The sequence below is a fragment of the Ruegeria sp. AJ12 genome, from assembly GCF_056536245.1.
On the sequence record NZ_JBQFJJ010000001.1, the window covers coordinates 2,257,005 to 2,281,671 of the forward strand.

A 24,667-nucleotide genomic window follows, 5' to 3' on the forward strand; every position below is an offset into this window, starting at 1 on the left:
TAATTAAGACAGTGCACGTAACATCGTGTGCAGGCAGGATACAGTACGGGACGAAACACGAAATGACCAAGAGCAGTACTTCGGGGTTGACCCGGCGTGCCCTATTGGGGGCATTTGCAGCAACAGCGGTGACAGCGGCACCGACCTATTCCAAAGCAGCAGGATTCCTTCGCGGCGGCGGCGACATCCGCCGTATTCGCATGTATTCCGGTCGGACCGGCGAGCGGATCGATATGATCTACTGGGTCGATGGCAAGTACATCAAGGATGCCGTCAAAGAAGTTAACCATTTCATGCGCGACTGGCGGACGGATCAGGTCAAATCCATGGATCTGCGGGCGGTCGACATCATGGCGGCGGCACACAACATGCTGGACGTGAGCGAGCCCTACATGCTGCTGTCCGGTTACCGGTCCCCCCAGACAAACGCGATGCTGCGATCGAGATCCCGTCGCGTCGCCAGAAACTCTCTGCACATGCAAGGTCAGGCGGCTGATCTGCGTCTGTCTTCCAGGTCAGTGTCACAGGTGGCCAAAGCGGCCATGGCGTGCCGCGCTGGCGGCGTCGGTCAGTATTACCGCTCAAACTTTGTGCACATGGATTGCGGCGTCATCCGCTCATGGCGCGGCTGAGGCCTGCCCTTCACCCTGAACTGCCCTTGCCTCCAGGTCCTGAAAGTACTCGGGACCGTATGTGATTTGCGATCGGTCTCTTAAACGTTCGAATATAACACAGCCCACACACAATCCCGCGCTTCAGGCTGCCGCTGACGACGCACTCCAATTGCAGATCAAACCCACCTGCGCCGGGATGCAGATAACGCCAAGTCAGTGCCGTACGAACGATGCAGGGAGCAGACTCAGCAGAAAAACTGCTTCGCCTGTTGTTCTCCTCTGTTCAGACCATAAAGGCGGAATCCGTGACGCCCCGCCGGTTTGATAGGGTTGACGCACCCATGATAATGGCGGTCGCGACCATCGGATCCGCCCCTGGATCGGTCTTCAAAGGCTCTTGAATAGCTGGTTGGCCGCCAAGGCGGCTTGCATGGCACCGCGCCGCACCCCGCGTGCGAATACCGGCTTCATTTCGGTGACCGGCACCGGTAGCATCTCTTCATCGGCCCCGGTCAAAAGCTCTGCCATGGCGCGGCCGAACATAACGCCGGCCGTGATGCCCAGGCCATTGTAGCCCGTGGGCACATAAAGCCCCGATGCCGGCCGATGGATGCGATAAATATGGTCGGGCGTGAGCGCGAGTTGCCCGGACCAGATTTCCTCCATCCGGACCTTTCCAAGTTGTGGAAACAGACGTTGGATCGTGCGCTGCGCCCAGCGGCTTGACACCCCCGACAGGCCGCCAATGGCCGGACCAACCGACCCTATGATAAGCCTGTCGTGATCATCCCGGCGTACTGAAAACAGAAGGAACCCCACAACCACAAGGGCCTGCCGTCCCGGCAGAACCACATCGGCATCAGGGCCCAGCGGAACGGTTGCGACCTGGAAATAGTCGACCGTGCTGAAGGTCTGCTTCAACCCCGGCAACAGATCGTCGGTGTAGGCGTTGGTGCCGATGACAACATGTTTTGCGGTCAAAACGCCCCTGCCGGTTTCCACCTTCCAGACATCGCCGTGACGGTGCAGCTTATGGGCGGTCACGCCGGTCGAGATCGTTGCTCCGGCGCTGACGGCAACACGGGCAAGCCCGCGGGCAAACCCCATAGGATTGATGGTACCACCCCGGCGGTCGAGCAGCGCGCCACGATACGTGCCTCCACCGATCATCTGCGCTGTCTGCTCTTTCGTCAGCAATTCAACGGGTGCCCCAAGCCTGTCCCAATCGCCAAATCTACGTTTGATTTCCGCAAAGGCAGTGGACGAGCTGGTTGTGGTCAACAGACCATTTCTGTGCGGTTCACAGCGGATCTGGTGCTTTTCGATCAGGTTGAACACATAGTCGGGCATATCCGCCATTTGCCTGGACAGGGCGGCCCCCTTGGCATTGCCAAGCCGACCCTGCAGTTGTTTCAACGGCAGCGGAGATTCTGGGGTGACCTGACCGCCATTTCTGCCAGACCCGCCATAGCCGATTTGCTGCGCTTCCAGCAGGTGACAGTCCAGTCCCTTTTCAGCGGCATGCAATGCCGTTGACAGGCCCGTGTAGCCACCGCCAATAATCACAAGGTCGCAGGTACGATCACCCTGCATTTCGCTCTCATACGGGCTTTCGGCCGACGATTTATCCCACAGAGAGATGTTTTCTCGCTGGTCAGTCACTGGCATCACCAAGGGTAACCGGCAGCGCGGTTGGCGCATGCAGCCCGGGCGCGAGGGCCCCAAGTGTCGTTATAGCTTGAACCATCCGCGCGGCGGTCGCCGGATAGGGATCGGGCGGCGGGGTGATCAGCACCTCCATCTCGCTTTCGTCACCGCCGGTTAGGCGCAGCTCCAGCGGCTTGGCCTCACTGGATGCCAACTGGCGCGACACGATGTTCGCCATCACCAACCAATCCAACCTTACACGCTCTTCTCCGTCAGCGATGACGGCGACCTCCATCCGAGCGCCTTCGATCTGGCCGGGGCGCACCCCGATGTCGCCTACCATTATGGCCTCTTCTGCCAGCAGGTATTTGCTGCGCGATTCAAGAGCGTAGCCTGTCAGGCCGAGCGCTTGGGCGAGCATGCACGCGCACTCCGCAAGCGGCCGATCACCGCCGGGTGCGCCCGTCCGCGTGGTGCCGACTCCCAGCTCGTCACGCAGGACACCACGGCCCCAGCCGGAGATATCCATCAACTGCCGACCCCGCACCGAGACGGGTGCCGCGATCCCGGTGCTTAAAAGCAAGGGCAGAACATCGAACCACAGACCCGGGAACGCCCCCGCGCTGACGATGCGTGCCCGGCCGCGGCCGCGCGCCCGGCAAGACGCTGCTGAATATCCTCCTTGAGCCCCTCCTGAAGCGCGAGATGCGCATGGGTAAAGAAACAGGGGTCAACGATGTCGACGCCCGCCTCGATACAGGCGTCCATCACCTCAATATGGCGCTCATCCGCCATGCCGACATAGGCAACCAGATCGAACGCCCCGGAACTGACAGCGGATTCGAAATCGTCCCTCACGGTCACCCCGATCGGATCACCGCTCGTCAGGGTTCCCAGGTCTTGGCCGACCCGTGCGGGAACGTGATCGAACGCAGCCGCTATCACGTGCGGGCTGTACTGAAGCTCCCTGACAAGGCACCCCGCCGTGCGACCGGTTCCGTATATAGCGACTAGTCTTTTGTGCATGTTGTCCTCCTTCCTCAGATTGCTTCCTCGTTCAGACGGGCGGCATCGCGACGCCATGCCGATGGGCTGGTGGCATCGGTCAGCCAAGCCCAGGGAGATCTCTTTGGGCGCCGTGACGGGTGCTGTTCTCGTCATCCTCGCGGGCGCAGTTGGCCAGCACCGTTCCGTGATTGTCACGACTTCGAGAAATACTCTGGCTGCCTCACCAGCTGTCCATAGAGACAGTGTTGATTTATTGAGCGAGAGTCAATAAGATTCCTCATGGCTAAACCCAAGGGACGTAACCAGGATCTGTTTGACGCCACGCATGAGGCATTGCTGCGCGCGGCGCGCACCTTGTTCATCGAACATGGCTTCGACGCGGTCACGACGCAGATGATCGCCGCCAAAGCCAAGGTTTCGCAGGGCACGATCTTTCACCATTTCAAGACCAAGCGAGACCTCTTCATCGCCGTCTACAACCCGTTTCAGTTGGAATTCCTTGCGCAGATCGAAACCGCCGCTGCACAAGCCCACTCTCTCGAAGATCGCTTTGATCGGATTTGGCGCGCTTATCTTGCTTCGACCGACGACGAGGGCCTGCGCCGCATGGTGCTTCTGGACGGTCCACGGGTTATCGGCCTTGAGAATGTACGGGCCCATGATCGCGAAACTGTCTTCGCCTTCTTCACGAAAGAGATTGTCTCTTTGAAGGAGGCCGGCGTCATCGCGACGACGTCGCCGCGCGCCACCGCTGTTCTTTTTATTGGCGCTCTTGATCAGGCCGCGTTCGAGATCGCAGACTTTCCCGAAGACCTTGAACTGAGGCAACAGCTTATTGACGCGATCACCTCTCTCGTTGAGCGGCTGAAGATCAAGGCGGCTGCGTCATAAGCGCCATACGAATCCCATAGATTTGGCAGCTTCCCGGACCCGTGTTGCTTAGCAACATAAGTGCGAAGGTTATTCGCCCCCGTTGCTACGATGACATGATCACCCAGTGCACCGCGCTCGCCTGTGTTTCAGGATATTGCGCAGATGTACTGCGGCGGGTGACGGCCAAGACCGCGGAACGACTGTTGGCGATGGCGGGGTTGAAACTGCCAATGAGTTCGACGGCACCTGTATGCCTTTCAGTTCATCTTGTTCTGCCTAAGTGGGATCACTTCGGCCACGTTCCAGAACTCACAATGCGCTGCTTTCAGGTGCCCATAATGAGACCCGTCAACCTGGGCCGGCTCCGGCAAACAGTGGCATTGGTTCCATGCGATCAGTATACCCGACGTGAGGATTGGCTCAAAGGCAGTACGCGGGAAGGAAAGATCAATGAGGACCTTTTATCTGGCGATGTGCGCGATTGGGACGGTCCTACCATGGACGTTCTTCGGAGCGTTCTTCATCGGTCAAGGCTTTGACATCCCGTTGTTTGTCCGATCGCTGTTCGCGAATGGTCCTGCAGCCGGTTTCTCAATCGATGTGATGCTCTCCATCGGCGTCTTCTGGGTCTGGTCGTTCCTTGACGCGCGCGAGACCGGTACGCGGCCTTGGTGGGTTATGCTGCCGGCGGGGTGTTTCGTTGGCCTCTCGCTGGCGCTCCCGCTCTATCTCTACCTGCGCGTCAATGCGCGACGGGCGACACAGTCGGCTTAGGGCAGCAGCATCCGCCATTGCTGCCTGACGAGGATGTCGCCAGAGGCGGCATCCATGGTCTCCACAGTGGCAAGGCCATATTGCCCGCCTGCGCTGCGGTTTCGTGTCTCGTCAAGCGTGATACGCGCGGCGATCTCCGTATCCGGGCGGGTTGGCTTCAGGAAACGTATGTTGCTGATCTCGACACCGATAAGCGGCGTGTCCCCAAAGGGCTGGGCCTCGACCACAAGGCGCATGGTCAGCGACAGCACATGCCAGCCGCTTGCGGCCAGACCGCCAAAGACCGATGCCTGCGCAGCGGTCGCATCGAGATGCATGGGCTGTGGGTCATATTGGCGTGCAAAGGCAGTGATGTCGGCTTCGCTGATATGCGCCCTGCCCGTCACGCGCGACGTGCCCGGCGCAAGCGCGCCCGTCTGACGCACCTTATCAGCCATGCATCTTCGCGCCCTTGGTGATCTTGTCGACGATCTTCCTGTCCGCTCTCAGCGCGACACCAACCGTGTTATCTTCATCCGCGCCGTGTTCGGCGAACACCGCGCGGTTGGCCGTGTCATGGCCGGTCGCGAACATCTCTTCAATGTAGACGGCCGTTTCGACGCCCCGCTCATTGGCCCGATTGCGGACATTTTTCAGCACATTCGCCGCACCGGACAACACGATGACCGGCTGAACCGACAATGCACAATGGGTCCGGCCGCCCTGGTCACGATAGGGTGCACCGATGATGTCGGGATGGGTCGCGGCGATGCCGCTCATCAGAAAGGCCGTGACATTCAGCTTCTGCCACATCTCCATATCGTCGCGCAGGATAATGGCGATTTTCGTCTCAAACATCAGAGCGTCCTGTGATCGAGTGTCAGCTTGGAGAGGTCTGACAGGCTTTGGCGCACATCTTCGGCTGTCGCGGCCAGCCTTGCATCGACCTCGGTGTTGAAGGCATCCATCGCCGCCTGCATCTCCGGCAGGCGCACCCGGCCAAGATCGGTCAGGACCAGGCGGTAGGCGCGCCGGTCGCCCGGAACGGGCGTGCGCCGCAACAGATCCAGCTTTTCAAGGCGGTCGATCACACCGACGATGGTCGCGCTGTCAATGGACAGACCCGCGCCGATCTCACTGGCGGTGGCGTCCTTGGTTTCAAACGCCATCTGCAAGACGGCGAACTGGATTGGTGTGACGCCAAACTCCACCAAACGCTCTCGCGACAGCCTCGCGATTGTCTTGCCGGCACTGCTGGCCAGAAAGCTTATACATGTCCGTATCGTATCCATTCCCACAAGTTACTTGTATACGAGTTATTTGTAAACATGAGATAATGAAGCCAGAACCGACCCAGCTGATCAGCGACCGCGCCAGCAGCACCACGTTGCGGGGACTTTCGCCGATGCGGCGCACGGCATGGCACAGCCAGTCCAGGTTGCTGGCAGCGAAGTCCGCACATGGGGCATGACGAGATGGTCGGGGCGCCAGCCGCTTCGAATGGCGTGGCAACGGCGAATAACGTTCGCACTTATGTTGCAAAGTGGCGGAGAGACAGGGATTCGAACCCTGGAGACGGTTTCCCGCCTACACACTTTCCAGGCGTGCGCCTTCGACCACTCGGCCACCTCTCCGTGCCGGCGATACTTGGACCAACACAACCGGATTTGCAAGGCCTCAATGCAGGGATTTCAACCGGCCGTCACCAAATCGGAGCACCAACCAAACCCACGAAACAGATCGGAGTTTTTCAGTTGCAGATATCGTCAAGAAATCCTGCGACGGATGGATCAGACTTCGTCGCCACCGTCCGCATCCAGATCTTTTTCAGTCAAAGTGGCAGGCCTTGACGATGCGCTTTTTTCTGACACTTTCGCTGCATCAGACGCATCCGGTGACGCAGGCTGAGGCGTATGCAGAACTTCGGGATTGCGCAGCCACAGGTCCCGCTGGGCAAAGGGAATCTCGATACCCTCTTCGGCAAAGCGCCGGTTGATCTGGTGGTTCATATCGGATTTCACCGACAGAACCCAGTTTACGTCCCGCAGGATCGCGCGGATCTCGAAATCCAGTGAATCCGCGCCGAACCCCTGGAACACCACGCTGGGCGCAGGGTTCGCCAATACCATTGGATGGCCATTGGCGATTTCACCCAGAATGGACTCGACCTTGCTGGTGTCGGTGCCATAGGCCACGCCAACAGGCACAATCACGCGGCCGATCGTGTTGCCGCGCGTGTAGTTTGTTACAACGCCGCTGATCAGGTCCGAGTTGGGGACAATCACATCCGTCCGGTCAAAGGTTTCGATTCTGGTGGACCGCACCGAAATGTCCCGGACATAGCCCATCATCCCGTTCACATCGATCCAGTCCCCTTTGGAAATCGGGCGCTCGACCAACAGGATGATGCCTGACACAAAGTTCGACACGATGGTTTGCAGGCCAAAGCCAATCCCGACAGACAGGGCACCGGCGACAATGGCAAGTGACGACAGGTCGAACCCTGCGACCATGATCGCAACCAGGGCCGCAAGGAAGATGCCGACATATCCCGAACCGGCCACAATGGCGTTTTGCCCGCCAGGATCAATGCTGGTCTTGGGCAGCAGCGAGTTTCTAAGCCCGCTTTGCAACAACCGCGTCAGCGCGTAACCGATCACAAACACGGCAACAAAGGTCAGGAAATTGCTGGGTGAGACCGTAATCCCGCCGACATCGAACCCCTGCAGAAGCCGCGACCAGACTTCCAGCAAGTCCGCTTCGCGCGCGCCCCAGTAAATCGCCAGGATGGGCAGCGCCAGGATCGAAAGGGCAAAACCTACCAACACCGCGAACAGAGAATCCCGCGCTGCATCGCCCTGCCCGGTGATCCAGCCATAAACCTGGCTGATAAAGCGCTGGAAAATGACCAGCGCGGCGATCAGGACCAGTGTTTTGACGGCCGGGAACACAATGGCTTCGGCGGCGTTGATATAGCCAAAAACCGCCAGCAGAGGTGTCGTGATACCTAACAGAAACACGGCACGGCGCAGAAACTCGACGACTTGGGAAAACCCGGCGGCGCGCACGGTGGTGGCCTGATCGGACCCGTCCTGTTGCATGTCGTTGGTGCGAATGTGCCGGACCCGCAGCAACAAGAGCGCGGTCACCACAATAACCGGAAAATTGACCACAGCCCGCGTCGCATCCGAGATGTTCTCGATCTGCTCGAACAGCAGCGCGAGTTCGTGCAGGATCAGCATGACAGCCAGAAGATCGATATAGATGCGAAGTTCCGTGATCCGAGCCGGGGAAATGCGTTTGAAATCGTTCGCGGCGCTCATCAGATAAATCTGCCGGCCGATCCAGTCATAAAAGAGAATGATCGCCGCCCAATAGGGAACCTCATCCAGCAGCAATGTCCCGCGCAGCCCGAGCACATCTGTCAGGTCAATTGCAGCTACGGCAGCCACGACGCCGATCCATGGCAAAATGATCCGAAGCAGCGAAATCACAAAGGTCCACGCGCCTGCACCCGAACCACCGAACCTGCGCAGATACTCTCCGCCCTTTTCTGACCAGTATTTGCCAAAGATCAGCAGAACGGCGGACAACACCAGCAATACGAAAATACCCAACCCGCGATCCGTCACCTGCTCGCGCACGACATCCGTCCGCATGTTCTTGATCGTTTCATTGACGAGACTGCGGACGGCCTCTTTCACATCCACCCAGGCCGGAGCCCAGTAAATCGGATTGATCGGCGACGGCCCTTTTTCCAGCAGCTCTTTTTTCTGGCGGTCGCGGAGAATCTGGTCGATCTCGCTGATCAACCCATTGGCGCGGCTAAAGGCTTCTTCGGATATGATCCGCGGAACCCTCAGACTGTTGAGCTGATTTTCAAGATGCTCGCGCAGCGCGGCGATGTCTTCCGGTTCTGGGACATCACCTTCGGGCTTTGGACCAAGGGCCGTCAGCTGGCTTTCCAGGGTTTGGATCCGTTCCGTATTGGCACCGCGCGCTTGATTAAAGTCTTCGCGATAACCATTTATTTCCGAGCGCAAATTCTCCATTGCAGCATTCGACGCGCGGTTCGTGTCGATCACCGCCTCGGCCCGGTCCGCCGTTCTGATCCAGCCCAGGTAGTATTCGCTTTGCCGATCCGACAGCTGCGCCTCTGCGGCGCCGCTGAAACCGATCAGGCACAGGGTGACAAGAACAAGGAACAGGCGGACCTGCCGCAGCATCACACGTCCTCGAAGACGCCGGGAATGCTGCGCGGGGCTTCCGTCATCCAGTCGGGCACTGGCAGTTCTTTTTCGCGCAGAAACTCTGGATTGAACAGTTTGGACTGATAGCGGGTGCCATAATCGCACAGAATAGTCACGATGGTGTGGCCCGGCCCCAGATCCTTGGCCAGACGCACCGCACCGGCCATGTTGATCGCGGTGGACCCGCCCATGACCAGACCTTCTTCGCGCAGCAGATTGAAGATGTAAGGCAACGCCTCATTGTCCGTCATCTGGTAGGAGTAATCCGGCGTGAACCCCTCAAGATTCTTGGTGATCCGGACCTGACCAATGCCTTCTGCAATGGAGCTGCCCTCCATCGCGATCTCACCGGTTGTATAGTAGGAATACAGCCCCGCGCCCATCGGATCGACCAGACCGATCTTGACGCCTTTGGGCTGTAGCGCGTCGGCCACGCCGGCCAAAGTGCCGCCCGATCCCACCGCGCAGATGAACCCGTCCACCTTGCCGTCGGTCTGTTCCCAGATTTCGGGGCCGGTGGTTTCCACATGCGCCTGACGGTTTGCCACATTGTCGAACTGGTTGGCCCAGATGGCGCCATTGGGCTCGCTGCGCGCCAGTTCCTCCGCCAGACGGCGGGAATAATGAACGAAGTTGTTGGGGTTGCGATACGGCGCTGCCGGAACCTGAACAAGCTGGGCACCCGCCAGACGCAGCATGTCTTTTTTTTCTTCCGATTGCGTTTCCGGGATGACGATCACGGTCTTGAACCCCATCGAGGCGCCAACCAGCGCCAGGCCGATACCGGTGTTGCCTGCTGTCCCTTCGACAATGGTGCCGCCGGGTTTCAACTCGCCCCGCGCGATGGCGTCGCGAATGATATAGAGTGCTGCGCGGTCCTTTACGGACTGGCCCGGGTTCATGAACTCGGCTTTTCCGAGGATTTCGCACCCGGTCTCGTCACTGATGCGGCGCAGCCGGATCAACGGTGTTTTGCCGACTGCGTCAGCGAGGTCTCGTGCAATGCGCATGGCACCCTCTTGTCATTTGGTATCATGGAAGATTTACAGGCGCACTGCCTCGACCACAAGCGCGTTAGTCACCCGCGCAAACGGCCCCGGTTGCGGGCCAGCCAATGGGCCAGCGACAACAGCGGCAAATCCTTGAAAACGTGGCCATCCACGCGATCCATGAACTCTTCGAACGGCAGAATCTGGCTGCGGATATCTTCGCCCTCGGTGGCCAGACCGCCGTTGATCGTGGTGTCCGTCAGGTCCGCCAACCCGACATAGAGATAGATGAACTCAGTGGACGATCCGCTCGATGAATAGGCCCCGCCCGCATATTCAAGGCTGTCGAGGGTGACATGCGCCTCTTCCATCGCCTCGCGATACGCGGCCTGTTCGGGCGTTTCGCCGGGGTCGATCATTCCGGCGATCGGCTCCCACATCCAGGGTTCAGGATCTTCGATCAGAAAGACCACGGGTCGGAACTGTTCCACCAGCAGGACCGTGTCCCGGACCGGGTCGTAGGGCAGAACAACCACCGCGCTGCCCTGCAACAACCCGCTGCGGTTCAACACAGGCCCCATCGACCCGTCATGTTGACGGTGCTGCAGGTCGATCTCTTCCATGCCAAAGTAGTTTACGTAGGCCCGGGTGTGATTGTGCACGATGACGTCTGTGGCGGTATCCCGGGGATCGCCTGATCTGCGCTTGCGCGCAAACAACTTGGCCCAGGCCCGGGTTTGCATCGGCGGCATACGACTGGCCATTGCGCGCGCCTCGATCCTGCCGAAATACGCCATCTCTTCTTCGGCGGCCAGAACGGTGACCTCGCCCAGAGCGTCAACCCAGCCCTGCAGCGACCAGAGCGGCCCCGGCTGCCAGGCGCCGGGTGCAGGGAAAAAGACCTGCGCCGATGCGTCCGACCCATCGTCCAGCCTTACGGTCACGGGTGCGAGATCATAGTCGAACCCACCTTCGTAGAAAGCCAGCCTCTGAAGATCCACAGTCGTAAGCCCGCGCACAAGGATGCCCTCGGCCTGCGCGCCTGGTTGCCGGAGGATCATGGGAAAGGCCTCACCCTGAACGGCGTGGACCGCGTGGTCCAAAAGCACCGCAGACGCTGTGTCCAACGCCGGCTCGGCGCGATCCAGCACGCATTCCAGCAGGGGAAGATGCCTTAGAGTGCCATAAAGGAACAGATCAGACACGTGGCGTTCTCTTGCGTTGGTTTCTTGGGATCAACGCCAGCGACGGCTTGCTTCTTCGGTCAAGAGGCCGGCGAGGACCGCTCCGACCCCCAATGTGATCAGGATCTCTGGAACCAGCAATAGCTGCCCGTAGTCGACACCGATTTTGAAGATGGCCAGCAATGCTTCGAATGGACCGTCATAGCGATGGCGCATTGCAAGGCGAAACATCTCGTAACAGCCCTGAACAAACAGGGCCCAGAACACCAGAGACGCAACACCGGTCAGTCCGTTGTTGACACCTGCTGTCCAGCCGCGACCAGCGCGTTTGCCCATGATCCACCAACCGCAAACCCAGCCCAGAGCCACGTTGACATAGGTGAAATAGCCGTAATCCTTGCCCTCTTCACCGTTGTCGATGATCATGCTCGAGACCAGAAAGGCGACGACCATCAGACAAACAGCGGCAACGAGACGCGAGGCACTGGGCATTTCCGATTTCCGTTCCTTAACTGGGCTTTGCTATGGTGATCTGTGTCACATCGCAATTGCCCGTGTCAAAGGCCGCGCCACATGCGGTCAAATAATAATTCCACATGCGGCGAAAACGCTCATCAAACCCCATGTCCGAGACCTGATCCCACTTGGCATTGAACGTTTCGTACCAGCGCCGCAGCGTCAGGTCATAGCTTTTGCCAAACTCCTTGGACCGCACCAGATCCAGACCGGCCTGCTCAATCTGTTGCCGCAGCACACTCGGAGACGGCAGCATGCCGCCGGGAAAGATGTATTTCTGAATGAAATCAACACCATTCTTGTAGAAATCCCACCTGTGATCGCCCACGGTGATGATCTGTAACGTCGCCTGTGCACCGGGTTTCAGGCGGTCCCGAACCGTTTCGAAATACACCGGCCAATATTTCTGGCCAACAGCTTCGAACATCTCGATGGACGCGATGCCGTCATATTGGCCCCGCTCATCCCGATAGTCCTGCAACTTGAAGTTTACCAGATCGGAAAGGCCCGCATTATCAATGCGCTGCTGAGCATACTTCAACTGTTCCTTACTGATAGTCAAACCGGTCACACGCAACCCGCGTTCCTTGGCGGCATATTCGGCGAACCCGCCCCAGCCGCATCCGATCTCAAGTACATGATCACCGGGTTTGGCCCCCATCTCGTCCACCAGACTGGCATATTTGGCAGTCTGCGCCTTTTCCAGACTCTCCTGCCCGCTTTCGAACAGGGCGCTGGAATAGGTCATCGTGTCGTCCAGCCAGAGCGCGTAGAAATCGTTGCCCAGATCGTAATGGTACGAGATGTTCTTTTTCGCCTGTGTCCGGTTGTTTCGATGCAGCCAGAACCGAAGACGCTCGTACGCCTGCACCAGAAACTTTCCGGTGAACCCGTCATAGACGGTCTCGGTGCCCAGATGCACCAGATCCATGAAAGACCGCAGATCGGGCGTGCTCCAATGGCCTTCGAGATAGGCATCGGAAAACCCAAGCTCTCCTTCGCGGATCAGCCGGGCAAATACGTCGGGATCATGAATATTGACCTGTGCAACCGGACCCGGCTTGGCCCCTTCGGTACGAAATGTGCGGCCATCCGGCAGCACAATGTCCAGCCGCCCGGACTCCATTCTGCCCAACATCTTGAAGACCTGCGTAAAGTATCTGGGCAGGTTTTTTTGCCCATCGGTCGTCGTCAGGATCATCCGCTCTCCCCTCTGCGGTGGTTTGTGCAGGCTAGGCCGCGATTTTGTTTCTGGCAAGTTTTCAGTTCCTTACTGGTTTTTTCTGCGCCCATACGCCGCCAAAGCCCGACTGCGACCCTCGGATAATTCGACCACAGGCGACGGGTATTCTGCGTCAGGCCGCACCCCCCAAGACCGGGGCACGGCGTCAAAATAGGACAAGGCTGTTTGGCTTGGGCTGGAGTATCCTTCGGCAATCCAACGACGTACAAAGGCTGCCTCCGGATCGAACCGCTCCTGCTGGGTATTCGGGTTGAAGATCCGAAAGAAGGGCGACGCGTCCGGACCGGACCCTGCAACCCATTGCCAACCCATGGCATTGGCGGCCGGGTCCCAGTCGATCAGGCAGTCCTCAAACCAGGCCATCCCGAGTTTCCAGTGTGTCATCAGATGCTTGGTCAGATAACTTGCCACGATCATCCGGGCACGGTTATGCATGCGACCGGTCACATACATCTGCCGAAGCCCGGCATCAACCACCGGAATACCGGTTCTGGCCTGACGCCAAGCGATCATGTGCGGATGATCCGGGTTCGTGTTCCATGGAAAGCCATCCCATTCCGGTTTCCAATTGCCGGTCAGAATATGTGGGCTGTGATACATCAGATGGTAGGCAAATTCGCGCCAGACAAGCTGGCGCAGATATGCCTCGGTCCCCGGAACACCCGTCAAAGCCGCGCGCTGCACCCGGTGCCAGATGTCGCGCGGCCCGATCTCGCCGAGCGACAGGTATTCCGACAGGTTCGATGTACCGTCCCGGTCCAGCCGGTCCCTGTCACCGGAATAGTCGCTGATATGGTCCAGAAATGTGCCCAGCCGATCCTGCGCCGCCTGTTCACCGGGCCGAACACAGGGGCGCACGATGTCCCTGCCGCGTTGCATGGCATCAGCCAGTCCCCAGTCGGACAGAGCATCGGACGGCGGCCAATGTGCCGGTGCCGCAAGCCGGTCCGGCGGCGCGTTCGGGGGTGGCACCTCAAGGCCTTGCACCGCCCGCCACATCGGGGTGAAAACGCGAAACGGCTGCCCGGCTTTTGTTGCGACGGTCCAGGGCTCAAACAGCAAATGCCCGGCGAAGGACTTGGCTCGAACACCTTGCGCGGTCAACGCCGCCTTGATCCGGGTATCCCGTGCGATCGCCTCAGGGTCATACGCGCGGGACCAGAAGACCGCCCCCGCCCCGGTTTCGGCCACCAGGCGCTGCAACTGCGTTAGGGCGTCGCCCCGACGCAGGATCAGTTGACTGCCAATCCGGGTCAGGGATTGCGAAAACACCTCCAGCCCCAAACCCAGGCGCCACTTGGGCGCTGCACCCAGCACTTCAACCAGATCGTCACAGACAAACACGGGAATGATCGGACGACCGGTTTCAATCGCCGCCCTCAGCGCAGGATGGTCCGACAGGCGCAAATCCCGTCGGAACCACAAAATAACCGGAGATTGCGCCTGCGCCATCTTTGCCCTGTTGTTTTTCTCGGAATACGAAACAGAGCAGACACCGGATCACAAAACGCGATCAAGTGCCTTTAAAAGCTGATCAACTTCCTGTTCCGAGGTATAGTGCGTAAAGCTGACACGCAGCACGCCCCGGGTCGTGTCCACGCCCATGGCCTGCAAGGGTCGCACGGCGTAAAAGTCGCCGCCTCCCGCCATCACACCATGCTGCGCCAACTCTGCCGCCACCGGTTCCGCCACGCGGTTCAACGCCAGCGCAACCGTCGGTGCCCGCCGCTCGGCGTCAGACGTGCCAATCAGGCGTACCGCGTTCCGATCCTTGACCGCGTCCAGCACGGGTTGCAGCAGCGCCACCTCATGCGCCCGCATCAGGTCATGCACATAGGCGCCCTGCTCGGCTGCGCCCGACGACGGTCCGCCATGATGCGCACACAGCAGGTCCACATAATCCGCCATCCCCGCACTTGCCGCGATCTGTGCGTGGTCCGGCCCGGCGGGCGTGAAGCGTTTGTACAAGATGTCGCCGTTGAAATAGTGCGCTTGGTTGGGCAGCAGCTCTGCCAGAGTGCGACGCACAACCATGCAGCCCTGGTGGGGTCCATAGGTCTTGTAGGACGAAAACAGGTAGATGTCGGGGCCCAGATCCCCAACATTTGGAAACCCGTGCGGGGCATAAGACACGCCATCCACACAGACAAAGGCACCTGCCGCATGCGCAATCGCGGTGATCTCGGTCACCGGGTTGATCTCGCCGATCACGTTCGAGCAATGCGGAAAACAAACCAGCCGCACCTTGTCGTCCAAGATGTTTTCTAGGTCCTGCGGCGAGAGAGACCCCGTGTCCGGGTCGATCTGCCATTCCCGTATCTCGATCCCTGCCTCGGATAGCCGCCGCCACGGTCCGGAATTGGCCTCGTGATCCTGATTGGTGACGACGATGGCCTCGCCCGGCTTCATCCACTGTCGAAACGCCTGTGCCAAAACATAGGTGTTTTGCGTGGTCGACGGCCCAAAGCTCAACTCATCCGTATCCACACCGAGGATGGCGGCCATCCGCATCCGCGCCTCGTCCATCTCTTCGCCCGCCAACCGGCTGGCATCATAAGGTCCGTAGGGCTGAACCTTGCGCTGGGTGTAAAACCGCATCAGCCGGTCGATGACGGGTTTGCACGTGTAAGACCCGCCTGCGTTTTCAAAAAAGGCCTGTCCCTGCAGGCCGGGTTCGGAAAAGGCCGGGAACTGTGCCCGAACGAAATCGATGTCCAGAGTGCTCATCGCATCTCACTCCTCAGTCATGCTGCACATTCCAAAGAGAGGCCCGCGCATGTTTCCGGACATCTCAGAAATCATGGCAGGTCTTCCAGCCTCGCCGCAGTCAGGGTCCTTTGCATGACCCTCCGGCAGTTCCGTGAACTGATTGTGAATTCACCGGAACGGCGCCACGTTGCCGACAGATACCGCCGGCGTCAAGCACTCCGCGCGCAAGGAAACCGCACCATCCGGAGCGGTTTTGTTCAGCCTGAGGAAAGCTTCGATCAGCCCTGAACCTTGGTGTACGTTCCCTCACCCGAGAGGATGCCGCGAAACCCGCCGGGTTCATCCAAACCGAATACGATCAGGGGAAGATTGTTGTCGCGGGCAAGCGCGATGGCCGATGCGTCCATAACCCGCAGACGTTTGGCAAGAACATCGTCATAGGACACGGTGTCGTACCGCACGGCATCCGCATGGGTCTTGGGATCCTTGTCATAAACCCCGTCGACGCCGTTTTTGCCCATGAATATCGCCTCGCAGGCCATCTCGTTGGCACGCAGGGTCGCCGCCGTATCCGTCGTGAAGTACGGGTTGCCCGTCCCGGCGGCAAATATGCAGACCCGTTTCTTTTCCAGGTGCCGGACAGCACGGCGGCGGATGTAGGGTTCGCAGACCTCATCCATGCGAATGGCCGAGATCACCCGGGTAAAGACACCAACCTCCTCCAGCGCGGATTGCATCCCCAGCGCGTTCATCACGGTGGCCAGCATGCCCATGTAGTCCGCCGTGGTCCGCTCCATCCCCTGCGCCGAGCCGCTGAGCCCGCGGAATATGTTGCCGCCGCCGATCACCATGCAGATCTCAACCCCAAGGTCGTGAACCGACTTCACCTCCTCGGCGATGCGCTGAACGGTTGGCGGGTGCAGACCGAATCCCTGATCTCCCATCAGCGCCTCGCCCGAAATCTTCAACATAACGCGTTTGTACTTTGGTTTGGGGGCTTCAGCGGTGTCGGTGGATGGGGAAAGGCTCATATTGCGCTCCGGGCTGGCACGGGTTTATTTTCCGGCGCAAAATGAAGCAAAAGCTCCGCAGGTTCAATGCGGATGGTAAGGAACGATTTAACCCCCGATGACCGACCCCTCCGCAGCACAGGTCTGGAGCAGATTGCCCGCCATACCAGACGGCAAACCGGTGCTGATTGCCGGGCCAACCGCCTCGGGCAAATCAGAACTTGCACTGCGGATCGCTGAGACCTTTGGCGGCGTGGTTGTGAACGCCGATGCCAGCCAGGTGTATGAGTGCTGGCGCGTGATCTCGGCCCGTCCCTCGGTCGAAGACGAAAACCGCGCGCCACATCTGCTCTACGGACATGTGGCGTATGATCAGGACTATTCCACCGGTCACTGGCTGCGCGAGGTTGTTCCTGTGTTGAGAGGCGATCAGCGCCCGATCATCGTGGGTGGCACCGGCCTCTACTTTTCTGCGCTGACCGAGGGGATGGCCGATATTCCGGCAACCCCGTCTCCGGTCCGGTCCACGGCGGATCACATGTCGCTGACGGAGCTGATGCACGGCATCGATGCCCAAACTTTAGGGCGTATCGACACAAACAACCGTGCCCGGGTTCAGCGCGCTTGGGAGGTTCAGCAGGCCACCGGACGCAGCCTGGCGGCGTGGCAGGCAGAAACACCGCCCCCTGCCCTCGCGCTGAACCAGTGCGTCCCCATTGTCTTTGATGTCGACAAGAAATGGTTGCTGGACAGGATCACCCGCCGCTTTGACCTGATGCTGGATTCCGGCGCGCTGGACGAGGTTGCGACGATGCGCGAGCGGTATGACCCGTCGCTGCCAGCCTTCAAAGCCATCGGTGTGCCGGAATTGATGGCCTATCTGGACGGCCGTATGACGCTTGATCAGGCCCGGGACCGGGCGACGATCTCCACGCGGCAGTTCGCCAAACGCCAGCGCACGTGGTTTCGGGCGCGGATGAAGAACTGGAATCAAGTCGACTTCTCAAAATGATACGTCGCAAATACCTGTTTGGGTCCAAAGGCCAGCAGAAAAGAACGACAAAATACGAACACAGAGGCAAACGACTGCCGCGCTCGTCGGGAGCGTGCAACCATTCAACCTGAAAACGACAGCCATCCGACCGGATTTAAGATCGTTGGCTGACGGGAAGATGTCGTTTTTGTACCCTGAATGACGATTTCGAACATTGACCTCACCCGGATTCTCGTGCGGAATGCCGCCATGGGGATTGTGAGTATCCAGAAAAGAAAACCCATCAACCTACCTTTCGGCACCGGTTGTGCCGGGTAGCTCTGATAATCACTTCAAAAAGATACCTTGTCACAGGGAGAGACTTTTTATGACAGATCACGCAACAACCGGAGCATCGGTTCACTGGGCGGCTGAAATGCATGCCCAGGAGTATCGCGATGGTAAACTGAGCCGCCGGGAGTTTCTGGCACGCGCAACGGCGTTGGGGATTGCGGCACCCGCAGCTTACGGCCTGATCGGTCTGCAATCGCCCACAGCGGCTGCGGAGCCCGAGCGCGGCGGCACAATTCGATACCAGATGGAAGTCCGTGCGCTCAAAGACCCGCGCACTTATGACTGGACTCAGATCGCCACCTTCACCGCCGGCTGGCTCGAATATCTCGTTGAGTACAACAATGATGGCTCATTCAAGCCGATGTTGCTGGAAAGCTGGGAAACTAATGACGACGCGACCGAACATACGCTGAATGTCCGCAAGGGCGTGAAGTGGAACAATGGCGACGATTTCACGGCGGCAGATGTGGCCCGCAACATCGAGATGTGGTGCGACACGGCGGTCGAAGGGAACTCGATGGCGTCGCGCATGGCGTCGCTGATCGACGAAGGCACTCAGAAAGCTGCAGATGGTGCGATTACCGTTGTGGACGATCATACCGTCAAGCTGAAGTGTAACGCCCCCGACATAACGATCATTCCGGGCATGGCAGACTATCCGGCGGCCATCGTGCACAGCAGCCACGACCCCAACAACATGCTGGCAAACCCGGTTGGCACGGGCTTCATGCTGCCCGAGAGCCACGAAGTGGGCGTCAAGGGCGTGCTTGTGCGCAACGAAGACCACGAGTGGTGGGGGTATGCGGCTGGCAAGGGCGGCTATATCGACCGGATCGAGTTCATCGACTACGGCACCGACCCTGCGGCATTCCTTGCGGCCTATGAGGCCGAAGAGATCGACATGAACTGGGAGTCGGTCGGCGAGTTCGTCGATATCTTTGACGGGATCGGTCTGGTCCGTTCGGAAATTCCGTCCGGATTCACCATCGTCATCCGTCCGAACCAGTTGGCCGAAGACTCCGATGGCAACAAAATCTACGGCGACAAACGCGTGCGGCAGGCTTTGGCCATGGCCGTCGACAACGAAGTCTGCCTGGAACTTGGCATGTCGGGATATGGTATTCCTGCCGACAACTGCCATGTCGGCCCGATGCATCCCGAGTTTGACTCGGCCGTGACCCGTATTCCTTATGATCCTGCCGGGGCAAAGGCCCTGATGGATGAGGCGGGCATGGGCGACTTTGTGCATGAAGTGCAGTCGATCGACGATGACTGGCGCCGGAACACCACGGCTGCGGTTGTGGCACAGTTGAACGATGCCGGCATTCAGGCGACACACACCGTTCTGCCGGGGTCGACCTTCTGGAACGACTGGACGAAATACGCGTTTTCGTCGACCAACTGGAACCATCGTCCGTTGGGGACGCAGGTGCTGGCATTGGCCTATAAATCGGGCGTTGCCTGGAACGAAAGCGGTTTTGCCAATGAAGAGTTCGACGCGCTTCTGGCTGAGGCCAACTCCATCGCGGATGTTGACCAGCGCCGTGAAGTGATGGCCAAGCTACAGGGCATCATGATCGATGAGGGCGTGACCATACAACCGTATTGGCGAACCGCCATGCGTCACCATCGCGACAATATGGTGGGCGTTGAAAAGCACATTGCGGATCTGCCGCAGCTTTACAAGTTCGGTCTCGTTTCCTGACCTGACAAATAATGGGCCGCGCCGTTCTGGCGTGGCCCTTTCGTCCTGAACGCGGCGACCATAAAAACAGCGAGGCGTGGGGAACAACCGTATTCACGCTGGCCTACCAACAGGGGCTAACATGGGACTCTTCATATTAAGGCGTGTCGGCATCATGCTTGTGACGGCCTTGTGCCTGACATTCCTGGTATTTTTTCTGACCAACCTGTATCCGAACCTCGAAAAGCTTGCGAAAACGCAGGGCAACTTCCGGATGTCGGATGAACAAGTCGCCAGTTTCCTAGAGAAAGGCGGATACCTCCAGCCGACGCCCGTGAAATACGGAGAGTGGCTGGGTGTCCTGCCCTCGTACCGGCACACCAACGACGACGGCACTGTTCAGGGCAGATGCATTCTGCCCGGCAAAACGGCCGAAGAGTCCCCCAATTTCTGCGGCATCCTGCAGGGGTACTGGGGATACTCGACCGTATTCAAGGAAGAGGTTTCGACCGTTGTCGGCAACCGGCTCGCTCTGACCGGGCGGCTGATGCTCTGGGTGATGCTGCTGATGGTCCCCTCGGCGCTGATCCTCGGGATACTCGCGGGTATGAAAGAGGGATCGGCCACCGATCGTACACTGTCCACCTTTGCCATTACGACAACTGCGACCCCCGAATACGTCTCGGGCGTGATTTTCATTGCCATTTTCACGTCGTCCGCCGTGGGCCTGAAATGGTTCAAAGGGACGGCGACGCAGGCGATGGAGAACCCGACCTTTGAGAACTTTTTCCTGCCGGTTCTGACCATCGCGCTGTATGGCATGGGCTATATCGCACGTATGACCCGTGCCTCGATGACCGAGGTTATGACCGCGCAGTATATCCGGACGGCCCGTCTGAAGGGGGTGTCCTTCCCCAACATCGTCATGAAACACGCGCTGCGCAACGCGCTGATCGCGCCTTTCACCGTCATCATGCTGCAGTTCCCATGGCTGCTGAACGGCGTGGTGATCGTCGAGACCCTGTTCAACTACAAGGGCTTTGGCTGGGCGCTGGTTCAGGCTGCGGGCAACAACGACATCCAGCTGCTGCTGGCGATTTCGGTCGTGTCGGTCTTTGTGGTGCTGGTGACCCAGCTGATATCGGATATCGGCTATGTCTACCTCAACCCGCGCATCCGCATTTCGTAAGGGAGATAGATCATGGAACCTCTTAGCTGGACCGGCTCTATCGCCTTTCTCAACCCTCTGCTGGCAATTGCACTGAGCCTGATGGTCCTGTCGGTCGTGGTCTGGATGTTGGCGAGCATCGTATTGCCCGAAGACCAGATGACCGTGAACCCGGATGGCACCTTGAGCTCGACTTCGAGTACCAGGAACCTCATCCAAGCGGCGCTCCGCTACAGCTTTTTGGCAAGCGTGGCCCTTGTGGTGGCCTATATCGTGCTCGGCGTGCTGATGGGGACAGGCGCAGGCATCATCGGCGCGATCTCTCAGCAATTTCTGCCGGTTTGGGTCTCGCTGATCATCGTCTATGCAATGTCCATCGCCTTCAAACGCAAGCTGGGTCTGTACGGCAAGCTTTTTGACAGCCCGATTGGCATGATCGGGTTTGGTTTGGTGATGTTCTGGGTGTTCACCGGTGTCTTTGGCGCACTCGATCTGATCGTGACCCATGATCCGTTGGCGCAGGTCTCGGGTATGAAGAACAAGGTACCCGGCACACCCGTACCAAATCTGCAGGACGGGGAATACGCGTGGTACCTGCTGGGTGGCGACAACCTGGCCCGGGACGTCTTCAGCCGTATGGTCAAAGGCGCCTGGATCGTCGTGCAGATTGCACCGCTGGCCACCATGTTTGCCTTTATGGTTGGGATCACCCTGGGTCTGCCCGCCGGATACTATGGGGGTCGTCTCGACACGTTCCTGTCATTCCTCGCCAACCTGATCCTGGCCTTCCCCGTGATCCTGCTGTTCTACCTTCTGGTGACACCGGAAATCGTTGCAACAGGTGTGCCGAACTACATGGCGGCGGTGCTGTTTGTCTTTCCCATCGCCTTCATCGGAGTTCTGCTGAACTCGCGCTATTATACCCGTCCGAACTTCCGCACGCCGTTGCTGATCGGTGTGCTGGGCGTCGCGATCTGGCTGTACCTGTCGCTGATCTCAACAGGTGGATATATCGTGAACACCGAGACCTACCGGATCTGGGGTCTGCCGACCTATCTGGATCTGTTCGATATCCCCGGAGGCATTCTGGTGGTCTTTGTTTCGGTGGTCTTCGTGAACTCCCCCACGGTGTTCCGGATCGTGCGCGGCCTGGCGCTGGACATCAAGACCCGCGACTATGTGGCCGCCGCCCAAACGCGTGGCGAAGGGCCGTGGTACATCATGCTGTGGGAAATCCTGCCCAATGCGCGGGGGCCGCTGATCGTCGATTTCTGTCTGCGGATTGGCTACACCACGATCCTGTTGGGCACCTTGGGTTTCTTCGGACTGGGCCTGCCACCGGAAAGCCCGGACTGGGGTTCGACGATCAACGAAGGGCGCAAGCTTTTGTCGATCTACCTGCACCCTGCCCTTCCACCTGCCTTGGCCCTGTTGTCGCTGGTTCTGGGCCTGAACCTGCTGGCGGACGGTCTGCGTGAGGAAAGCCTGAAGGACTGATGTGATCAAGGCCGGGGGCTCTGCCCCCGGACCCCCGAGGTATTTTTAGCCAGATGAAGGGGATCCCCCGGACTCTCGCGAGGAGTAAACAAGATGAACAAACTGGCGGATTATGACGGGCCTATTCTGGAGATCGACAAACTGTCGATTTCATTCTTCACCCGCCTGCGGGAAATCCCCGCCGTGATGGATTTTTCGGTCAGCGTTCAACCCGGTGAAGCCGTTGGTCTTGTGGGTGAATCCGGGTGCGGAAAGTCCACTGTGGCGCTGGGCGTCATGCAGGATCTGGGCAAAAACGGACGCATTGTTGGCGGGACCATCAAGTTCAAGGGCCGTGACCTCAGCGAAATGACCGCCGATGAGCTGCGCGATATTCGCGGCAATGAAATCGCGATGATTTATCAGGAGCCCATGGCCTCGCTGAACCCGGCCATGAAGATCGGCAAACAGCTGATGGAAGTGCCGATGATCCACGAAGGCGTGGGCCAGGAAGAAGCCTATGCCCGGGCCCTGGAGGTCGTCACTGACGTCCGCCTGCCCGACCCCGAACGGATGCTGAACAGTTTCCCGCACCAATTGTCCGGCGGCCAGCAGCAGCGCATCGTCATCGCCATGGCGCTGATGTCGAAACCGTCCCTGTTGATCCTCGATGAACCGACCACGGCGCTGGATGTGACGGTCGAAGCAGCCGTCGTCGAACTGGTCAAGGATCTGGGCAAGAAATACGGCACCTCGATGCTGTTCATTTCCCACAATCTGGGACTGGTTCTGGAAACTTGCGACCGGCTCTGCGTGATGTATTCCGGTGAGGCGGTGGAACGTGGATCGATCCACGACGTCTTTGACGAGATGCAGCACCCTTACACGCAAGCGCTGTTCCGCTCGATCCCGCTGCCGGGGGCGGACAAAAACGCACGGCCGCTGGTGGCCATTCCGGGCAACTTTCCCCTGCCCCACGAACGGCCCCCGGGGTGCAACTTCGGTCCGCGCTGCGATTACTTTGAGGAAGGCCGCTGTGACGCCCAGAATATCCTGATGGAGGCTGTTCCCGGCAATGACCGGCATCACACGCGCTGTTTGAAGTTCAAGGAAATCGACTGGAATGCGCCCATCACCGTCGGAGAACAGAAGGAAAAAGGTGAGATCGGGCGCACCGTCCTGAAAATGGACAACCTCAAGAAATACTACGAAGTGGCTGCCAATGCCCTGTTTGGCGGCGGCGAGAAGAAGGTGGTCAAGGCCAATGAAACCTTAAGTTTCGAGGCTCACGAATCTGAAACTCTGGCCATTGTTGGGGAATCGGGGTGCGGCAAGTCGACCTTTGCGAAGGTTCTGATGGGCTTGGAAACTGCGACAGACGGTCAAATCCTTCTGGACAATCGCAATATCGAAGATGTGCCCATCGAGGACCGGGACGCCAAGACAGTCGGCGAGGTTCAGATGGTGTTCCAGAACCCCTTTGACACGCTGAACCCATCGATGACCGTTGGGCGTCAGATCATTCGCGCGCTTGAGATCTTTGGTGTTGGCAATTCGGAAGCCGACCGCAAGAAACGCATGCTGGAACTGCTGGATCTGGTCAAACTGCCGCGCGCCTTTGCGGATCGCATGCCACGGCAATTGTCAGGTGGGCAAAAACAGCGCGTCGGGATCGCCCGGGCCTTTGCCGGAGACGCCAGGATCGTAGTGGCGGATGAACCCGTCTCGGCCCTTGATGTGTCGGTGCAGGCGGCGGTGACCGACCTGCTGATGGAGATTCAGCGCGAACACAAGACGACGCTATTGTTCATCAGTCACGACCTGTCGATCGTGCGCTATCTCAGCGATCGGGTGATGGTGATGTATCTGGGCCATGTGGTGGAGTTGGGGACAACCGATCAGGTGTTCTCGCCCCCCTATCATCCCTATACCGAGGCGTTGCTGAGCGCGGTGCCGATTGCCGACACGTCTGTTGAGAAGCAGCATATCGTGCTGGAAGGTGACATCCCGTCGGCGATGAGCCCGCCACCGGGCTGTCCGTTCCAGACGCGCTGCCGTTGGAAATCCGAGGTGCCGGACGGTCGGTGCGAATCCGATGTGCCGCCGGTGCAGACGCTTGCCGACGGTCACCAGGTCAAGTGTCATCTGGCCACAGACATATTGGCAAGGATGGAACCGGTCATCAAAATTGCCGCCGAATGACCGTGACAACCAAA

At 59.1% G+C, this 24,667-nt stretch carries 22 protein-coding genes and 1 tRNA gene; 8 read left to right on the forward strand and 15 right to left on the reverse strand.

From position 1 onward, the window contains the following. Positions 1-62: 62 nt before the first annotated feature. Positions 63-632: a peptidoglycan L,D-endopeptidase MepK gene (gene mepK, locus ACR3E0_RS11445; protein ID WP_480478902.1), complete on the forward strand. Its 570-nt coding sequence runs from the start codon at positions 63-65 to the stop codon at positions 630-632. A gap of 369 nt (positions 633-1,001) precedes the next feature. Here mepK and ACR3E0_RS11450 read toward each other — a convergent pair whose 3' ends face one another. From ACR3E0_RS11450 to ACR3E0_RS11460, 3 genes are read right to left on the reverse strand one after another with little or no spacing between them, the layout of a single operon-like run. Further along, entirely contained in the window at positions 1,002-2,276 is a 1,275-nt protein-coding gene (locus ACR3E0_RS11450; protein ID WP_480478903.1) for an NAD(P)/FAD-dependent oxidoreductase, read from the reverse strand. Further along, positions 2,269-2,844, reverse strand: coding sequence for a hypothetical protein (locus ACR3E0_RS11455; protein WP_480478904.1), 576 nt, complete (start codon positions 2,842-2,844; stop codon positions 2,269-2,271). Before ACR3E0_RS11455 ends, ACR3E0_RS11450 begins: the two co-directional genes overlap by 8 nt. After that, positions 2,835-3,287: a hypothetical protein gene (locus tag ACR3E0_RS11460; RefSeq protein ID WP_480478905.1), complete on the reverse strand. Its 453-nt coding sequence runs from the start codon at positions 3,285-3,287 to the stop codon at positions 2,835-2,837. Before ACR3E0_RS11460 ends, ACR3E0_RS11455 begins: the two co-directional genes overlap by 10 nt. Positions 3,288-3,548: 261 nt before the next feature. On the opposite strand from ACR3E0_RS11460, the gene ACR3E0_RS11465 reads away from it, so the two are divergent. Together ACR3E0_RS11465 and ACR3E0_RS11470 are read left to right on the forward strand one after the other, a co-directional pair. After that, positions 3,549-4,160, forward strand: coding sequence for a TetR/AcrR family transcriptional regulator (locus ACR3E0_RS11465; RefSeq protein WP_480478906.1), 612 nt, complete (start codon positions 3,549-3,551; stop codon positions 4,158-4,160). 432 nt (positions 4,161-4,592) lie between these two features. Continuing rightward, positions 4,593-4,916: a DUF2834 domain-containing protein gene (locus tag ACR3E0_RS11470; protein ID WP_480478907.1), complete on the forward strand. Its 324-nt coding sequence runs from the start codon at positions 4,593-4,595 to the stop codon at positions 4,914-4,916. Here the strand turns inward: ACR3E0_RS11470 and ACR3E0_RS11475 are convergent. From ACR3E0_RS11475 to pyrH, 12 genes are all read right to left on the reverse strand, one after another. After that, positions 4,913-5,353 (reverse strand): MaoC/PaaZ C-terminal domain-containing protein, encoded by a 441-nt coding sequence (locus ACR3E0_RS11475; RefSeq protein ID WP_480478908.1) that lies wholly within the window; start codon positions 5,351-5,353, stop codon positions 4,913-4,915. The genes ACR3E0_RS11470 and ACR3E0_RS11475 overlap by 4 nt on opposite strands. Next, positions 5,346-5,753 (reverse strand): DUF2000 family protein, encoded by a 408-nt coding sequence (locus ACR3E0_RS11480; RefSeq protein WP_480478909.1) that lies wholly within the window; start codon positions 5,751-5,753, stop codon positions 5,346-5,348. Before ACR3E0_RS11480 ends, ACR3E0_RS11475 begins: the two co-directional genes overlap by 8 nt. Continuing rightward, positions 5,753-6,187, reverse strand: a complete 435-nt coding sequence (locus tag ACR3E0_RS11485) for a MarR family winged helix-turn-helix transcriptional regulator (RefSeq protein ID WP_480478910.1) — start codon at positions 6,185-6,187, stop codon at positions 5,753-5,755. The genes ACR3E0_RS11480 and ACR3E0_RS11485 overlap by 1 nt, the downstream gene beginning before the upstream one ends. Positions 6,188-6,439: 252 nt before the next feature. Beyond that, positions 6,440-6,529 (reverse strand) — tRNA-Ser (locus tag ACR3E0_RS11490). A 156-nt stretch (positions 6,530-6,685) separates the two neighbouring features. Then, on the reverse strand, positions 6,686-9,121 hold the full coding sequence (locus tag ACR3E0_RS11495; RefSeq protein ID WP_480478911.1) for a DUF3772 domain-containing protein: 2,436 nt from the start codon (positions 9,119-9,121) through the stop codon (positions 6,686-6,688). Then, positions 9,121-10,155, reverse strand: coding sequence for a cysteine synthase A (locus ACR3E0_RS11500; protein ID WP_480478913.1), 1,035 nt, complete (start codon positions 10,153-10,155; stop codon positions 9,121-9,123). The genes ACR3E0_RS11495 and ACR3E0_RS11500 overlap by 1 nt, the downstream gene beginning before the upstream one ends. 68 nt (positions 10,156-10,223) lie before the next feature. Then, a complete protein-coding gene (locus ACR3E0_RS11505; RefSeq protein WP_480478915.1) occupies positions 10,224-11,339 on the reverse strand; it encodes an NUDIX domain-containing protein in 1,116 nt (371 codons plus the stop codon). A gap of 30 nt (positions 11,340-11,369) precedes the next feature. Next, entirely contained in the window at positions 11,370-11,810 is a 441-nt protein-coding gene (locus tag ACR3E0_RS11510; protein ID WP_480478917.1) for a TrgA family protein, read from the reverse strand. Between the two features lie 16 nt (positions 11,811-11,826). Next, a complete protein-coding gene (locus ACR3E0_RS11515) occupies positions 11,827-13,035 on the reverse strand; it encodes a class I SAM-dependent methyltransferase (RefSeq protein ID WP_480478918.1) in 1,209 nt (402 codons plus the stop codon). Positions 13,036-13,104: 69 nt separating this feature from the next. Then, complete coding sequence (locus ACR3E0_RS11520) at positions 13,105-14,529, reverse strand: cryptochrome/photolyase family protein (protein WP_480478920.1); 1,425 nt, start codon at positions 14,527-14,529, stop codon at positions 13,105-13,107. A gap of 48 nt (positions 14,530-14,577) precedes the next feature. Next, positions 14,578-15,804: an aminotransferase class V-fold PLP-dependent enzyme gene (locus ACR3E0_RS11525; RefSeq protein WP_480478922.1), complete on the reverse strand. Its 1,227-nt coding sequence runs from the start codon at positions 15,802-15,804 to the stop codon at positions 14,578-14,580. A 260-nt stretch (positions 15,805-16,064) separates the two neighbouring features. Next, positions 16,065-16,817, reverse strand: a complete 753-nt coding sequence (gene pyrH / locus ACR3E0_RS11530) for a UMP kinase (protein ID WP_480478923.1) — start codon at positions 16,815-16,817, stop codon at positions 16,065-16,067. 97 nt (positions 16,818-16,914) lie between these two features. On the opposite strand from pyrH, the gene miaA reads away from it, so the two are divergent. From miaA to ACR3E0_RS11555, 5 genes are all read left to right on the forward strand, one after another. Next, on the forward strand, positions 16,915-17,808 hold the full coding sequence (miaA, locus tag ACR3E0_RS11535; protein WP_480478924.1) for a tRNA (adenosine(37)-N6)-dimethylallyltransferase MiaA: 894 nt from the start codon (positions 16,915-16,917) through the stop codon (positions 17,806-17,808). Positions 17,809-18,157: 349 nt separating this feature from the next. Then, entirely contained in the window at positions 18,158-19,828 is a 1,671-nt protein-coding gene (locus ACR3E0_RS11540; RefSeq protein WP_480478925.1) for an ABC transporter substrate-binding protein, read from the forward strand. Between the two features lie 121 nt (positions 19,829-19,949). Then, entirely contained in the window at positions 19,950-20,996 is a 1,047-nt protein-coding gene (locus ACR3E0_RS11545; RefSeq protein ID WP_480478927.1) for an ABC transporter permease, read from the forward strand. Positions 20,997-21,008: 12 nt separating this feature from the next. After that, the gene (locus tag ACR3E0_RS11550; protein ID WP_480478929.1) at positions 21,009-22,472 is read left to right on the forward strand and encodes an ABC transporter permease; all 1,464 of its coding nucleotides are present in this window, start codon (positions 21,009-21,011) and stop codon (positions 22,470-22,472) included. Positions 22,473-22,565: 93 nt separating this feature from the next. Continuing rightward, entirely contained in the window at positions 22,566-24,653 is a 2,088-nt protein-coding gene (locus ACR3E0_RS11555) for a dipeptide ABC transporter ATP-binding protein (protein ID WP_480478930.1), read from the forward strand. Positions 24,654-24,667 lie beyond the last annotated feature (14 nt).